Consider the following 14758-nt stretch of genomic DNA (forward strand, 5'->3'; position numbering starts at 1 on the left):
ACTAACGCGAATCACGCTGCAAGCGATATTGTTCTGCTTTTATTCCGTCAGTTTGTAAGCGGGCAGAAGATCGATCACGCGGGCCTTGGCGATCAAGGACACGTCGCCGTAATCGTCAGAGGCGGACTTACTGGCGTGACCTTGGATCGCGTCAGTAACTCGCATGTCCAGCCCAAGCGTTCGGGCTTGGCTTTTGAAGCGATGCCGCCATGCGTGGCTTGGCTGCAATCCGTCCGGCACAAGCTCCAAGGTATGTAGCCATGCCGCGATTTTGTTTGACTGTGCCCGAGCCGCAGACACTGCCTTGGCGGGGTCTGCCGATCCGTGAAACAAAGGCCCGCTTCTTGCAGCCCTTACAAAGTCAATGAAGCCCAGCGCGATCACCTGCGAGTGAAGCGGCACGTCTCTGTAGTGTCCAACCTTCATAGTGCCAGCGTCGGGCGTGATGCGGATCACCCAGCGGTCGCCCTCTTGCCTTACATCTTCTTTCCGAAGTTGTAGCATCTCACCGACACGGGCACCGGCAAAAGCGCACAGCAGCGGCACCCACCTTTTCGCGGCAACGGCCTGTTCCTTCTCTCGAATGATACCGAAGGCGAGCCGCACGCGCGCGGCGATCAACAAAACGCGTTTCCTTCGCAGCGAGATATTCGAGCGACAGGTTCAACACCGCGATAGGATCGACAGGAAGCGAACCAAGGGCCTGCACCTTGCGAACCAAGCTTGCGCTGGCAGCTTCAACCCGAGACGGATTCGACATCTGTTCGCGGTGCAGCGTGTCCGCCTCAAGGGCCGCACTGTAGCGCTCCCAAACGGCACGCCCGAAATCCTCGGTCGAGACTGGCGTTCTGGGCGTGGTTTGATCAGGGCGCACGCGTCTGCCCGCAACCGCGATCTCGGCTTGCATGGCCGCAACAGCCGTTGGCAGCATCTTGATAGCGGCACGGCGATCAGGTCCAAGAGGTGTCCGAAGTTCAGACTTGCCGATGATTGCCCGCAAGTCCTTCGGCACAACCAACCGCGCAAAGAATCTGCCATCACGGTTCAAAAGGTATCGCTGCGCACCAGCCATCACAGACCCAAATTTGTAACAGAGTTTGTAACGGTGAAGCGGACAAAGCCCAGCAAAACAAGGACTTTATAGCAATTGCTGGGGATTGAATGGAGCGGGTGAAGGGAATCGAACCCTCGTATTCAGCTTGGGAAGCTGCTGCTCTACCATTGAGCTACACCCGCGTTGGCAACCGCGTAACCCACCGCGAAAGCGGCGTCAAGAAGTTACCGCAGGCCCATCTCGGCGAGCGCATTGGCGATGCTCGCGGGAAGGGTCGGCTCCGCACCGCGTCCCAAAGGCAGATCGGCGGGCGCATCGGCTCCGGCAAGATAGCGCCAGCCCTGAAACGGCCGTCTCGGCGTCGCCGTCACGTGCACCAGCGCGGGGTCGAGGACAAGGCCGCAGCGTAGAATGCCGTCCTCGCCACGAATTTCGCGCAGCTCGGTCAGGCGCTGCCGCGCGAGCACGGCACCTTTGAACACCCAATAAATCGAACCGCCCTCAAGCAATTCGGCCTCGCGTTTCGGCCACATTCTCGTGACGTGAACGGGCGCCTCGCCCTGCCAGCGCTGCTGCTGCCAAGCCTCGAGCTCGGCTGGACTGTCGCATCCGACACAAAGTTTGATGAGATTGAGGGTATTCTCCATGCCGCTACATTTAGGCACCGGGCCGGCACTGCGCAACCTGCCCGCCTGCTAAAGGGGTTGCGGCGGAAAATTTGTGAAGGTAGCGCAAACAGGAAGAAAAGGATGTCCCCATGACAGCACCAAGCCCCGCACCGGCGCGCCGCCTTCCTCTGCCCGAATTCATTGCGATGATGGCCCTGGTTTCGGCGGTGGTCGCGTTTTCCATCGATTCGATGCTTCCCGCATTGCCGCAGATTGCCGCGCTGCTGACGCCCGATGACGTCAACCGCGCGCAGCTGGTCCTGACCGCCTTCATGGCGGGAATGGGGCTTGGGACCTTCTTCGCCGGGCCGATTTCCGATGCGATCGGCCGCAAGCCGACAATCACCATCGGCTTCGGTATCTATGCGCTGGCGGCAATCGTCGCCGCGCAGGCCCAATCCCTCGAATTCCTGCTGGCGGCACGCTTTGTCATGGGGCTCGGTGCCTCCGCCCCGCGGATCGCAACCATGGCGCTGGTCCGCGATCTCTACCAAGGGCGCGAGATGGCGCGGATCACCAGCTTCGTGTCGATGATCTTCATCCTCATCCCTGCGGTCGCACCACTTTTGGGGAGCGTCGTCATCGGGATCTTCGGTTGGCAAGGCGTCTTCGGCTCCTTCGTCCTTCTGGCGATTATCGGCACAAGCTGGGTCAATCTGCGTCAGGCCGAGACCCTGCCCCCCGAAAAGCGCCGCCCCCTCAGGCCCGCTTCGCTCGTTTCCGGAATGCGCGAGGTCCTGTCGAACCGGAAAGTCGTGCTGATCACCGTGGTGCTCGCGCTCGGTTTCGGCCAGATGTTCGCGCTGCTCAGCTCGGCCGAGCAACTGTTCCGCACCACATTCGGTCGCGGCGAGAGCTTTCCTTATTGGTTCGCCGCCATGGCACTGCTGGCCGGGCTCGCCAACCTGCTGAACGCCCGCCTGGTCTTCCGGCTGGGAATGAAGGTAATGGCACGCTCTGCCTATCTGATCCAGACGGTGATTTCGGCGGTCATGGTGGTTTTGGTCTTCTTCAACCTCATCCCCGAGCCGCTTCGCTTTGCCGCCTTCATGTTCTGGGCCGTCAGCGTCTTTGCCATGGCGGGCGTGACCTTCGGCAATCTGAACGCGCTTGCGCTACAGTCCATGGGCCATATCGCAGGGACGACAGCATCGGTCGTTTCGGCACTGTCGACCTTCGGAGCCGTCATTATCGCTGCGCCGGTCGGACTGCTTTACGACGGGACCATGCGCCCGATGGTCATCGCCACACTGACATGTTCTTTGCTGGCGTCGCTTTTGATGAAATGGATCCCCGACAATTGAGCATGCGGCAAAGCCGGACGAAGTTCCGGCTCTGCCTTTCAGTCCACGCCAACCCGCCCGCTCGGCCTGCGGTAAAGCTCTGCCCGACCGCGGCCGAGCCTTTTGGCGTGGTAGAGCGCGCTATCGGCATCCGCGAGCATCGTCACCGAATTCGGTTCGGCATATTGGGACGAGATCGCCATGCCGATACTCGCGGAGATCCGGATCGGCTGCCCTTCGAAGGAATGCGGCTCCTCGATTCGGTCGATGATCCGGCGCGCGAGGCTGGCTAGCGCAGCCGGCACCCCCGGCCCCGGCAGGATGAGCACAAACTCGTCCCCACCGACGCGCGCGGCCGTATCGCAGGAGCGGATCTCGGAGCGCAGGATTTTGGCGACCGATTGCAGCACGAGATCCCCTGCAGCATGGCCAAGGCTGTCGTTCACCTTTTTGAAGAGGTCGAGGTCGACATGGGCCACGGCAAAAGGCATGGATCCGCAATCAAGCAGGGCCGTGTTCAGCGCGACATCCATGCCCCGACGATTATAAAGGCTCGTGAGCGGATCGGTATAGGCCTGAACCTCGGCCGCCTTGCGCGCTTCTTCGAGATGCAGGTTGAAGCGCGCCAGCTCGTTCTGGACGGCCGAGTTGGCCTCGTGAAGAAAGAGCAGCTCCATTGCCAGTTCCGAGGGCGAGAAATCGGCATCGGTCAGCCGGAAAAGCCGCACGGCCTCGGGCAGCCCGACCCCGAAGCCCAGGTTCAGAAACGCGCCGCCTTGCTCCAGCAATATCCCGCTTCCCCGCAAGACGGTTTGGGGATGTGCGATCGGGCGCAAAGCCAGGCGATCGGCTCGGCCGAGACAGGGCCTGAGCGCCGCAAAGCCGGCTGAAACATTCTTGGGCCGGTCAATCGTGAAGATTTCGTCGAAATGGCGACGCTCCCCGATGATCCGGCGCAGGGTGGCGCCAACGCTCACGACATCGCCGGCCGCAGAGAGGGTCAGCCCCATTGGCAAAAGCTGCGTCAGCCGCCCGATCTCGACCCGTTCCACCGCGTTCATAGCGCGATGCTTTCGCTTGGTGCGGGCGCGAGATCGAACGGGCGGCCCAGAGCGAATTCCTCTTCGAGAATGCGGATTTCGATGCCGTCCGCATCGGCCTCGATCAGGGCGAGAACGCCGTAATCATCCGCCATCCCCCGCAGGACGCCGGCGACAATCCATTGCAGCCCGAAGGGCCATCCATGACCTTGCACATCGTAAATCCCCCCTTCCTTCTGCGTCACGGTCAATGGCGGAAAGACCAGATCGGGCAGAGCCATGCGGGCGCGGGCGGGCAATTCTTCGAGTGCGTCGATGAATTCGGCAAACTCGCCGCCGCTAAAGCGCAAGAGCCTGCGGATCGGCTCGAGCCTGACCATCCAGCTGCCAGTGTCTTCCAAGATTTCCAGCGTGGTTTTCTTGAGCGTGGTGGCAGCGCAGCGCAAAAGCCGCGTCGTCGTTTCATCGGCATAATGGCGCAGACTGTTGAAGCCCCGCGCATCGACATCGGCGCGGGCCGCGATTTCTTTCCAGACCTTCTCGCCATAGGTCGTCCGCAAAAAGACCTCGATCGAGCGATTGACCAATCCCAGCATATCCCGCCTTCAAGCAGCAAATGGTTTCATACCCCGCCCGCCCTCTGGTCACCTGACCCAAAGACGCCGTCCCGCAACAGCATTCACGCTGTCGAGTCTGTCGGTTTGTGCGCCCGGAGTGAATGAAAATCCCCCGAATGCGTTAATGTCCTTTTTTCCGAAAATCCTGCAGTCCAGCGCGCTATTCGGCCCGTCAATCGCGATGTCCTGATCCGCAACAAGAATGGCATCATCATGGCAAAGCGCTGAAATGTCGGGAAGGCTCTTTCCCGAAAGATGGATAACGCGGCGCGGCCTGCCCGAGTCGTGCAGGATGGCGACGCGCTGGTTTTTGGGGCCGGACCACAGGCTGCGCGCCGCCGAACCTTGCTGCGAGGCTGCATCGCCGTCGTTCTCGAGCCAGCTCGAAGCCGAAAAGGCCCCGCCCTTGGGCTTCGACATTACCCGTCCCGCTGCGGTCATGATGCCGACGGCATCGCCCTCGGCCGAGACGAGGATCTTGGGGCGGTCAGAGACGAGCCAGACGCTCAGCGCAGCGATAACCAGCGCGGCCGCAATGCAGCGACAAAACCAGCGCAGGCTCTCGCCCTGCCCCTCCGGTCCGGGATCCATGCTGAAGGCAGCGATCGTCATCCCCGCTCCGAGCAGCGGCACGACGATGCGCGGCGAGGCCGCGACCAGAAAATCCGCTCCCCCCAAGGCACTGATGCTTTCTGCGATCCCGAGCATCCAGCCGGTACCGATCCCCATGAGCCAAAGGGGCGGCCCGGCAAGGCCGATCGGCGCGAGAAGCGTCGCGAGAAGGCCCATCGGCATGACAACTATCCCGACCACAGGCACCGCCAGCAAATTCGCCAGCATTCCGTAAGGCGCGATTCGGCCGAAATGGGCGGCGGCAAAGGGGCCGGTCGCCAGCCCGGCCAGAAGCGAGGTAAAAAGCAGCATCGCGACGGGCTTGAACAAGGGCGGCACGAAAGGCGCGACGGCCGCCCAATGGCGATGTCCGAGAATCAGGGCGACGGTCGCCGCAAAGCTCATTTGGAAGCTCGCCGAGGTCAGGGATTCCGGCGCAACCACCAAAATGGCCAACGCCACCAGCGCGACGTTGCGCAGGGAAATGACGCGTTTTCCGGCAAGGACAGCCAACAGAAGTACCGCCACCATGAGAAAGGCGCGCTCTGTCGCAACGCCACCACCCGAAAGGGCGAGATAGGTCGCGGCCGTCACGAACGCTCCGAGCGCTGCGGCCTTGTGGACCGGCCAGTCGGAGCGCCCCGCGCGGGCGGCAAGAAGTGCGCCCAGAAACCGCAGACTGCCGTAGGCAAGCCCCGCCAGCATGCTCATGTGAAGGCCCGAGATGGAGATGATGTGGTAAAGACTCGAGATCCGCATGATCTCGTTCGTCGTCTCGGAAATCCCAGAGCGGTCGCCCGTCATCAGCGCGGCGGCAACTGCACCGCTTTGGCCGGGGATCTCGTTTTGAACCAGCAGGGACAGCCGCATCTGCAGCCGCGTCATGATCTGCCCGCTTCGCGAACTCGGCGGCTCTACCAGCATGATCGGGCTGCGGGTATAGCCCACCGCTCCCAGTCCCTCGAACCACGCCGTGCGGCGGAAATCGAAGCCTCCGGGCTCGGCAGGTCCCGGAGGGGGGCCGAGGTGGCCGGTCAGCATCACCCTTGCTCCGGCTGCGGGCACGAGCTGATCGGCCATCAAGGACAGCCGCACTTTATGAGGCGTACGCGCAGGAGAAACCTTCTCAAGGTCGAGCTGGTCGAGCAGCACCCGCATGCGGTCGCGCGACGAGCGGTCGATGCCGATGACCCTGCCCTCGATCGCGCCGTAATAGCGAAAGTCGATGACCGGCGCCGCGACCAAAGCGGAGCGGGTTCCGACCGCGACAAACCCCGCAGAAACCAGCGCCAGTGAAAGGCTTGCCAAAGCAAGCCGGTCGGCGCGGCGCCACGAGAGCCTGCCGCTTTCGGCCCATGCAGGCAGGCGCCACCGCAGGAGCAGGGCGGCGACGGCAAGAAGGCCTGCAAAGGCGTAATGACGCGCATCTGGTTCGACCCGGAGCGCGAACCAGACCGCGATCCCCATGCCGAACCAGAAGGGTGCCCAGACGACGAAACCCGCTTGGGTCACGCGCGCCGCTTTCGCGCCGCTTTGGCCGGGCATCGTCAATTGACGGCGGAGCCAGCCCCCTGCTCGAGAGGCGGCCTTGGCGCGCAATGCCTTCAGGGGCATGCGGCTTTGATCGGCAGGCTCCGTGAGGGAAACCACGACCTCTCCTTGTCCTTATGGTCCGGCTTGCGTATTTCTGGACCCCAGAATGGCATGTGTCCCTTTATGGAACGTTAACACTCGCCAGTTATCATCGAACTTCGATATCAAGGCCTCCAATGACCCAAGAGCTTCCCGTCGTTACCCGTTTCGCGCCTTCGCCCACCGGCTACCTCCATATCGGCGGGGCGCGGACCGCGCTTTTCAACTGGCTCTATGCGCGTGGTCGCGGCGGCAAGTTTCTTCTCCGCATCGAGGATACCGACCGCGCCCGCTCGACCCCCGAGGCGACGGAGGCGATTCTCAAGGGCCTCACCTGGCTCGGCCTTGACTGGGACGGCGAGCCGGTCAGCCAATTCGAGCGCAAGGACCGCCATGCCGAAGTCGCGCGCGAAATGCTGGCCAACGGCACGGCCTATAAGTGCTTCTCGACCCAGGACGAGATCGAGGCCTTCCGCGAGGCCGCCAAGGCCGAGGGCCGCAGCACCCTGTTCCTGAGCCCCTGGCGCGATGCCGATCCTTCGACCTATCCCGATGCGCCTTTCGTTCTGCGCCTGCGGGCCCCGCGCGAGGGACAGACCGTCGTGCGCGATGCGGTTCAGGGCGATGTGACCTTCGGCAACGACCAGCTCGACGACATGGTGCTGCTGCGCTCGGACGGCACGCCCACCTATATGCATGCGGTTGTGGTCGACGATCACGACATGGGCGTGACCCATATCATCCGCGGCGACGACCATCTGACCAATGCCGCGCGCCAGATCCAGATCTACGAGGCGATGGGCTGGGCGATTCCGGTCTTTGCCCATATCCCGCTGATCCACGGCACAGACGGCAAGAAGCTGTCGAAGCGTCACGGCGCGGTCGGTCTGCATGATTACGCCGCGATGGGCTATCCTGCATCCGCGATGCGCAACTACCTCGCGCGTCTGGGCTGGAGCCATGGCGACGACGAGCTGTTCGACGATGCGCAGGCTTTGGAATGGTTCGATCTCGGCGGGATCGGCAAAGCGCCGGCGCGGCTCGACTTCAAGAAGCTCGAACATGTCAGCGGCTTCCACATCGGCCGGATGGAGAATGGCGCGCTGCTGGCAGAGCTTGACGCCTTCCGCGCCGAGATCGGCGAGCCCGCCTTGACCGAAGTCCAGAAAGCGCGGATCGAACCGGCGCTCGATGCGCTGAAATCAAAGGCGAAAACCCTGCCCGCCCTGCTCGATCAAGCTCATTATGCCCTGATCGAGCGCCCGATTGTTGCCGATGAAAAAGCGGCTGCGGCGCTGGATACGGTATCCCGTGGTATACTTCGAGAATTGACTGCCGCATTGCAGAATGTTACGTGGTCGAGAGACGATCTTGAGGCGAGCGCCAAAGCGGTCGGCGAGACGCATGGGCTGGGTTTGGGCAAGATCGCCGCACCGCTTCGTGCCGTTTTGGCCGGGCGCAGCTCGACACCAAGCGTGTTTGATATGATGCTGGCTCTTGGCCGCGACGAGACACTGGCCCGGATGCAGGACCAGCTGGGCTGAGGCCCTCACCAAATGCCGGCTCCGGCCGGTTTCAGGCGAAAGGAAAACGGAATGGCAGATGCTAAATCCGCAACGGTAAAAGTGAACGGCACCGAATACGAATTGCCGGTGCTGTCGCCGACGGCCGGTCCCGATGCGATCGATATTCGCAAGCTTTACGGCCAGGCCGATGTCTTCACCTTCGACCCCGGCTTCACTTCGACCGCCTCCTGCGAATCGACCATCACCTTCATCGATGGCGACAAGGGCGAGCTGTGGTATCGCGGCTATCCGATCGAGCAGCTGGCCAAGCACTCGAACCACCTCGAGACCTCCTATCTGCTGCTCTACGGCGAGCTGCCGAATGCCGAGCAGATGGCCGATTTCGACAATCGCGTGACCCGTCACACGATGGTCCACGAGCAGATGCACAACTTCTTCCGCGGCTTCCGTCGCGATGCGCATCCGATGGCGACCATGGTGGGCGTGGTTGGCGCGATGTCGGCCTTCTACCACGATTCGACCGATGTGAACGATCCGTGGCAGCGCGAGGTCGCCTCGATCCGCCTGATCGCGAAACTGCCGACCATCGCCGCGATGGCCTATAAATACTCGATGGGCCAGCCCTTCGTTTATCCCAAGAACGACCTCGACTACGCGTCGAACTTCCTGCGCATGTGCTTTGCCGTTCCGGCCGAGGAATACGAGGTTTCGCCCGTTCTCGCGAAGGCCATGGACCGCATCATGATGCTCCATGCCGATCACGAGCAGAACGCTTCGACCTCGACCGTGCGTCTGGCGGGATCGTCGGGCGCGAACCCCTTCGCCTGTATCGCGGCCGGCATCGCCTGCCTTTGGGGTCCGGCGCATGGTGGTGCGAACCAGGCCGCTCTGGAAATGCTGCGCGAAATCGGGACGGTCGACCGTATCCCCGAATATATCGCGAAAGCGAAAGACAAGAGCGATCCGTTCAAGCTCATGGGCTTTGGTCACCGCGTCTACAAGAACTTCGACCCGCGGGCGAAGGTCATGAAGGAATCGGCCGACGAGGTTCTGGACCTGCTCGGCATCCACAACAACGAGACGCTGAAAGTCGCCAAGGAACTCGAGCGGATCGCGCTGGAAGACGAGTATTTCATCGAGAAAAAACTCTATCCCAACGTCGATTTCTACTCGGGCATCATCCTTGAAGCGATGGGCTTCCCGACCTCGATGTTCACCCCGATCTTCGCGATTTCGCGGACCGTGGGCTGGGTTGCGCAGTGGAAAGAGATGCTGGCCGATCCGCAGAGCAAAATCGGTCGTCCGCGCCAGCTCTATATTGGTGCCGAGCGTCGCGACTACGCCGATATCGCCAAGCGCTGATCGCGCGATACGATTGCGAAAAGCCCCGAACCTGCTTCGGGGCTTTTTCATGTCCGCATCAATGCTGCCGCTTTCCGCCCCGCTCCGCGCGCCGGGGCTTGCGCGAAACGAGAAGCAGTGCCAAACGGTTGCCATGTCTGAAAACCTCTCGACCGACCCGACCAAGATCGCGCTGATCACCGGCGCTTCCCGAGGCCTCGGCGCCGCTCTGGCCGAAGGGCTGGCCGCGCGTGGCTGGCACATCCTTGCCGTCGCCCGCACCACCGGCGCGCTTGAGGAGCTGGACGACCGCATCCGCAAAGCGGGCGGCAGCGCCACGCTGGCACCGATGGATGTGACCAATCCCGAGGCGATGATCCAGATGGTGAAAGCCGTCATGGGCCGCTGGGGCGGGGTCGATCTTTGGGCCCATACCGCCATTCACGCGGCGCCGCTGTCGCCGGCCGGCCATATCGATCCGCGCGATTTCGCGAAATCGGTCGATCTGAACCTGACCGCGACCAGCGGGCTCATCGCGCTGATCGAGCCGCTTTTGCGCGGGCGCAACGGCCGCGGGCTGTTCTTCGACGATCCGCGCGCGGGGCAGAAATTCTTCGGAAGCTACGCCGCGACCAAAGGCGCGCAGATCGCGCTTGCCCGCAGCTGGCAGGCCGAAAACGCCCAGCTCGGACCGCAAATCGAGATCGCGACACCCGCGCCGATGCCGACCGCGCTCCGCGCCCGCTTCTTCCCTGGCGAGGATCGCGCCGGTCTTGCCGCTCCCCGCGACGAGGCCGAACGGATCCTGACCGCGCTTTACGGCGACTGAGCAATCTCTTTATCCCTTACGGCAACTATGCGACGCATGCTTGCCAACACCCGTTGTGGCGACTAGATAGACCCGTCGCTGAAAGAAAGGCCCCGCCGTGGAAAACGTCGTCCTCACTGTGCATCTGCTCCTGGCCGTGGCGCTGATCGTTCTGGTTCTGCTGCAACGCTCCGAAGGTGGTGGCCTCGGGATGGGTGGTGGCGGAGGCGGTGGTGTCATGACCGGCCGTCAAGCCGCCAATGCGCTGTCCCGCGTGACCTGGGCGCTTGCGATCGCCTTTCTCGTCACTTCGCTTGCGCTGACCGTGATTGCGGCCCGCAACGCATCGAGCGGCTCGGTCATCGACCAGCTCGACCTGAGCCGTCCGGCCATGCCCGCACCGGCAAGCGGCAATATGCCCGCCATGCCCGCATATGCTCCGCCGCCGGCCGCTGGTCAGCCGATCACTCCGCCGGCTCCGGCTGCCCCCGAGGCAGCCGCACCTGCTGCGACGGCACCTGCGGCTGTCGCACCGGCAGAAACTCCGGCAGAAACGCCTGCCGAAGCTCCGGCCCAAACACCTGCCGAAACTCCGGCAAGCAACTAATCTTGAAGACCCGGGGCGCAACTTGCGCCCCTTACACAAACAAGCGGTCCATTGCGGCTTCCGGAAGAATCGGTTATATCTTTTCTCCCGTGATGCTGGCCGATTTGGGCCGCATTTTTCATTTTTGAACTGATCACGGGGGCCCAATGGCGCGTTATATCTTCATCACAGGCGGCGTGGTTTCCTCCCTCGGCAAAGGGCTCGCATCGGCGGCTCTGGGTGCACTGTTGCAGGCGCGCGGCTATTCGGTCCGCCTGCGCAAAATGGACCCCTATCTCAACGTCGATCCGGGCACGATGTCGCCCTTCGAACACGGCGAGGTCTTCGTCACCGATGACGGCGCTGAAACCGACCTCGACCTCGGCCATTACGAGCGCTTTACCGGCGTGTCCGCACGTCAAAGCGATTCCATCAGCGCCGGCCGGATCTATTCCAACGTCCTCGAGAAAGAGCGCAAAGGCGCCTATCTCGGCAAGACGATCCAGGTCATTCCCCATGTGACCAACGAGATCAAAGACTTCCTCGCGATCGGCGAGGACGAGGTTGATTTCATGCTCTGCGAAATCGGCGGTACCGTCGGCGATATCGAGGGCCTGCCCTTCTTCGAGGCGATCCGCCAGTTTTCGCAAGACCGTCCGCGCGGCCAGTGCATCTTCATGCATCTGACGCTTCTGCCCTATGTCGCGGCTTCGGGCGAGCTGAAGACCAAACCGACGCAGCATTCGGTCAAGGAATTGCGCTCGATCGGCCTTCAGCCCGACATCCTCGTTTGCCGCTCGGAACATGTGATCCCGGAAAAGGAACGCGCCAAGATCGCGCTGTTCTGCAACGTCCGTCCCGACAGCGTCATTCCGGCCTATGACCTGAAGTCGATCTACGAGGCGCCTCTGGCCTATCACCGCGCCGGTCTGGACCGTGCGGTTCTGGAAGCCTTCGACATCAGCCCCGCACCGCGTCCCGATCTGACGCGCTGGGAGGATGTGATGGACCGCCTCAACAATGCCGAAGGCGAAGTGCGCGTCGCGGTCGTCGGCAAATACACCCAGCTCGAGGACGCCTATAAGTCGATCTCCGAAGCGCTGACCCATGGCGGCATGGCGAACCGCGTCCGCGTCAAGACCGAATGGGTCGACAGCGAGATGCTCGAGCGCGGCGATGTCGCGGGCCAGCTCAAGGATTTCAACGCGGTTCTGGTGCCGGGCGGCTTCGGCGAGCGTGGGACCGAGGGCATGATCGCCGCCGCGAAATATGCACGCGAAAAGAAAGTGCCCTATCTGGGCATTTGTCTCGGCATGCAGATGGCGGTGATCGAATCGGCGCGCAATACCGCCGGCCTGCCCGATGCCGGCTCCGAGGAATTCGATCACGAAGCGGGCGAGCAGCGCTTTACGCCGGTCGTCTACCACCTCAAGGAATGGGTGCAGGGCAACCACAAGGTCGAGCGCAAGCTTTCGGACGACAAGGGCGGCACCATGCGCCTTGGCGCCTATACCGCGACCCTGATCCCCGGCACCAAGATCGCCGACATCTACGGCAGCTCGCAAATCGAAGAACGTCACCGCCACCGTTACGAGGTCGATGCGACCTATCGCGACCAGCTTGAAGAGGGCGGGATGACCTTCTCGGGGATGTCCCCCGACGGCCGCCTGCCCGAAACGGTCGAGCTCAAGGACCATCCGTGGTTCATCGGCGTGCAGTTCCACCCCGAACTCAAGTCGAAGCCCTTTGATCCGGCTCCGCTTTTCGCCGATCTGGTGCGTGCGGCCAAAGACAGCGCGCGTCTGGTCTGATCCGGCGCGGCTTTGCAAAGCGGGCGGTCCTTCGGGGCCGCCTTTTTCATTGCGCGCTTTGCATCGACGCGGACGGCCCCTGCCCGCATCGCGGTGATTGAGGCGCGCGCCTTCTTGTGAAAGGCTGGGACAAAGGGCCGCGCGGCCCGCGAAACGCCCCGAAGGACAGATCATGCGCCTGCCTGCTTTTTCCCGAAGCCTCGGCCTTGCCGCCCTGCTGGCCATGTCCGGCGCGGCTTTGGCCGATGCGCCGGTCTTCGTGATCGACCAAAGCCAGCTGCCCTTCGATCTTGGCCCCGGCGCGCCCGAAAATGCGCCGGCGCGACAGTCGAACCTGCCGTCGGCAGCCGGAAACTCCTCGGCCAATGCCGCCAATTCCAGCGCGGCCTATGCCAATTCGCCCAACAACCCCGCCAATTCCAAACGCGTGCTGTTCACCGCCGAAGGCGAGGTCGTGGGTTATTACGCCGAAAACGGCAGCGGCACGCTCAATGTCTTCACCGCGACGGGCAAACGCGCCTTTTACCGGCCGCGCGGGACGAAAAGCCTGTTCTCCAACGCCGGCCAATGGTGCGGCACGGTCGCGGCCTCGCAGGGATCGGGCTTCGCCTTCGGGATCACCCGCGCCTGCGCGCCGCAGCTTTTCCGCTGATTGCGCCCGCCTGCGCCCCCACACCGCGGTTTCCCGCCAATTCGCAACAATTTCGTCATATTCTCGGCTATAATGGCGCGCGTAGGCTTCGGGACAGGTAAAGCAAAATGAATGTCGAAAATCCTTGGTTGCGCGCAGAGCTCGACAATACGCTCGACGAAGATATCGAGATCGAACTGGAGGACGCCGCCCTTTCGGAAGAGATCGGCCGCATCTACCGCGAAACCCATCCCGAACAACTGGACCGCCGGACCTATTTCTACGAGTTGCTGCGTCTTCAGGCCGAGCTGATCAAGCTGCAGGACTGGGTCAGCTATCACAAGGAAAAGGTCGTCGTGATCTTTGAAGGTCGCGATAGTGCGGGCAAGGGCGGCGCGATCAAACGCATCACCCAGCGCCTCAACCCGCGCGTCTGTCGCGTCGTCGCCCTCCCCGCGCCGTCCGACCGCGAAAAGACGCAATGGTATTTCCAGCGCTATGTGCCGCACCTGCCCGCCGGCGGCGAGATCGTGCTCTTCGACCGCAGCTGGTACAACCGCGCCGGTGTCGAGCGCGTCATGGGTTTTGCCACCGAGGACGAGGTCCAGCAATTTTTCGACGACGTGCCCGAATTCGAGCGCATGCTGGTGCGCTCGGGCATCCGCTTGGTGAAATACTGGTTCTCGGTCACCGACGAGGAACAGCAGATGCGCTTTTTGATGCGCATCCACGACCCTCTCAAACAGTGGAAGCTCTCGCCGATGGACCTGCAATCGCGCGTCCGCTGGGAGGATTACACCAAGGCCAAGGAAGAGATGTTCGAGCGCACGAATATTCCCGAGGCCCAGTGGTACATCGTGCCGGGCAACGACAAGAAGCGCGCGCGTCTGAACTGCATCTCGCATCTTCTGACGCAGATCCCCTACGAGCCGGTGCCCCATGAAGAGGTCCACCTGCCCGACCGCGTCTTCAATCCCGATTACGAACGCGACGTGCTGCCGCGCGATCTCTATGTGCCGCAGATCTATTGATCCCGCGCCTTCCGCACCGTTCCGTCAGGCCGCCCCCTCCGGCCTGACGTTCCGCTTTCCGGCGGCCTCCCTTTGACCCCAGCACGACGGCTTGCAAATGCCGCGCGGGACGTCGAAA

Annotated in this window: 14 protein-coding genes and 1 tRNA gene; 8 read left to right on the top strand and 7 right to left on the bottom strand. The window is 62.7% G+C overall.

Features of this window, described 5'->3' with window-relative positions; genetic code table 11:
- Positions 1-39: 39 nt before the first annotated feature.
- The 4 genes from ACFFUC_RS10700 to ACFFUC_RS10715 all read right to left on the bottom strand — a co-directional run bounded on the left by ACFFUC_RS10700 (position 40) and on the right by ACFFUC_RS10715 (position 1701).
- Entirely contained in the window at positions 40-624 is a 585-nt protein-coding gene (locus tag ACFFUC_RS10700) for a site-specific integrase (protein ID WP_377686082.1), read from the bottom strand.
- Complete coding sequence (locus tag ACFFUC_RS10705) at positions 506-1072, bottom strand: DUF6538 domain-containing protein (RefSeq protein ID WP_377686083.1); 567 nt, start codon at positions 1070-1072, stop codon at positions 506-508. Before ACFFUC_RS10705 ends, ACFFUC_RS10700 begins: the two co-directional genes overlap by 119 nt.
- Before the next feature lie 90 nt (positions 1073-1162).
- Positions 1163-1236 (bottom strand) — tRNA-Gly (locus ACFFUC_RS10710).
- 42 nt (positions 1237-1278) lie between these two features.
- Positions 1279-1701, bottom strand: a complete 423-nt coding sequence (locus ACFFUC_RS10715) for a DUF1489 family protein (protein ID WP_377686085.1) — start codon at positions 1699-1701, stop codon at positions 1279-1281.
- A gap of 110 nt (positions 1702-1811) precedes the next feature.
- Here ACFFUC_RS10715 and ACFFUC_RS10720 point away from each other — a divergent pair, with 110 nt between their 5' ends.
- On the top strand, positions 1812-3026 hold the full coding sequence (locus ACFFUC_RS10720) for a multidrug effflux MFS transporter (protein ID WP_377686087.1): 1215 nt from the start codon (positions 1812-1814) through the stop codon (positions 3024-3026).
- A 38-nt stretch (positions 3027-3064) separates the two neighbouring features.
- Here the strand turns inward: ACFFUC_RS10720 and ACFFUC_RS10725 are convergent, their stop codons facing one another.
- From ACFFUC_RS10725 to ACFFUC_RS10735, 3 genes are read right to left on the bottom strand one after another with little or no spacing between them, the layout of a single operon-like run.
- Positions 3065-4066, bottom strand: a complete 1002-nt coding sequence (locus ACFFUC_RS10725; protein WP_377686089.1) for a GGDEF domain-containing protein — start codon at positions 4064-4066, stop codon at positions 3065-3067.
- Complete coding sequence (locus ACFFUC_RS10730; protein ID WP_377686092.1) at positions 4063-4641, bottom strand: heme NO-binding domain-containing protein; 579 nt, start codon at positions 4639-4641, stop codon at positions 4063-4065. The genes ACFFUC_RS10725 and ACFFUC_RS10730 overlap by 4 nt, the downstream gene beginning before the upstream one ends.
- A 48-nt stretch (positions 4642-4689) precedes the next feature.
- Positions 4690-6924: a ComEC/Rec2 family competence protein gene (locus ACFFUC_RS10735; RefSeq protein WP_377686094.1), complete on the bottom strand. Its 2235-nt coding sequence runs from the start codon at positions 6922-6924 to the stop codon at positions 4690-4692.
- 119 nt (positions 6925-7043) lie between these two features.
- Here ACFFUC_RS10735 and gltX point away from each other — a divergent pair, with 119 nt between their 5' ends.
- The 7 genes from gltX (at position 7044) to ppk2 (ending at position 14640) form a co-directional block, all read left to right on the top strand.
- Positions 7044-8450: a glutamate--tRNA ligase gene (gltX, locus tag ACFFUC_RS10740; protein ID WP_377686096.1), complete on the top strand. Its 1407-nt coding sequence runs from the start codon at positions 7044-7046 to the stop codon at positions 8448-8450.
- Positions 8451-8501: 51 nt separating this feature from the next.
- Positions 8502-9794 carry a citrate synthase gene (locus ACFFUC_RS10745; protein ID WP_377686098.1) on the top strand — a complete coding sequence of 431 codons (1293 nt, stop codon included), beginning with the start codon at positions 8502-8504 and terminating at the stop codon, positions 9792-9794.
- Positions 9795-9927: 133 nt separating this feature from the next.
- Positions 9928-10602, top strand: a complete 675-nt coding sequence (locus ACFFUC_RS10750; protein ID WP_377686162.1) for an SDR family NAD(P)-dependent oxidoreductase — start codon at positions 9928-9930, stop codon at positions 10600-10602.
- 97 nt (positions 10603-10699) lie between these two features.
- Positions 10700-11188 (top strand): preprotein translocase subunit SecG, encoded by a 489-nt coding sequence (secG, locus tag ACFFUC_RS10755; protein WP_377686100.1) that lies wholly within the window; start codon positions 10700-10702, stop codon positions 11186-11188.
- 146 nt (positions 11189-11334) lie between these two features.
- Positions 11335-12978 carry a CTP synthase gene (gene pyrG / locus ACFFUC_RS10760; protein WP_377686102.1) on the top strand — a complete coding sequence of 548 codons (1644 nt, stop codon included), beginning with the start codon at positions 11335-11337 and terminating at the stop codon, positions 12976-12978.
- Between the two features lie 172 nt (positions 12979-13150).
- Positions 13151-13630: a hypothetical protein gene (locus ACFFUC_RS10765; RefSeq protein ID WP_377686103.1), complete on the top strand. Its 480-nt coding sequence runs from the start codon at positions 13151-13153 to the stop codon at positions 13628-13630.
- A gap of 107 nt (positions 13631-13737) precedes the next feature.
- Entirely contained in the window at positions 13738-14640 is a 903-nt protein-coding gene (gene ppk2, locus ACFFUC_RS10770) for a polyphosphate kinase 2 (protein WP_377686104.1), read from the top strand.
- Positions 14641-14758 lie beyond the last annotated feature (118 nt).

It is taken from the genome of Paracoccus cavernae (assembly GCF_042430175.1).
GTDB classification, from domain to species: domain Bacteria; phylum Pseudomonadota; class Alphaproteobacteria; order Rhodobacterales; family Rhodobacteraceae; genus Paracoccus; species Paracoccus cavernae.

Bases quoted from the DNA above. Each gene is read 5' to 3' on its own strand.
- ACFFUC_RS10705 (WP_377686083.1), bottom strand. From the start codon at position 1,072: ATGGCTGGTGCGCAGCGATACCTTTTGAACCGTGATGGCAGATTCTTT.
- ACFFUC_RS10715 (WP_377686085.1), bottom strand. From the start codon at position 1,701: ATGGAGAATACCCTCAATCTCATCAAACTTTGTGTCGGATGCGACAGT.
- ACFFUC_RS10720 (WP_377686087.1), top strand. From the start codon at position 1,812: ATGACAGCACCAAGCCCCGCACCGGCGCGCCGCCTTCCTCTGCCCGAA.
- ACFFUC_RS10725 (WP_377686089.1), bottom strand. From the start codon at position 4,066: ATGAACGCGGTGGAACGGGTCGAGATCGGGCGGCTGACGCAGCTTTTG.
- ACFFUC_RS10730 (WP_377686092.1), bottom strand. From the start codon at position 4,641: ATGCTGGGATTGGTCAATCGCTCGATCGAGGTCTTTTTGCGGACGACC.
- gltX (WP_377686096.1), top strand. From the start codon at position 7,044: ATGACCCAAGAGCTTCCCGTCGTTACCCGTTTCGCGCCTTCGCCCACC.
- ACFFUC_RS10745 (WP_377686098.1), top strand. From the start codon at position 8,502: ATGGCAGATGCTAAATCCGCAACGGTAAAAGTGAACGGCACCGAATAC.
- ACFFUC_RS10750 (WP_377686162.1), top strand. From the start codon at position 9,928: ATGTCTGAAAACCTCTCGACCGACCCGACCAAGATCGCGCTGATCACC.
- pyrG (WP_377686102.1), top strand. From the start codon at position 11,335: ATGGCGCGTTATATCTTCATCACAGGCGGCGTGGTTTCCTCCCTCGGC.
- ACFFUC_RS10765 (WP_377686103.1), top strand. From the start codon at position 13,151: ATGCGCCTGCCTGCTTTTTCCCGAAGCCTCGGCCTTGCCGCCCTGCTG.
- ppk2 (WP_377686104.1), top strand. From the start codon at position 13,738: ATGAATGTCGAAAATCCTTGGTTGCGCGCAGAGCTCGACAATACGCTC.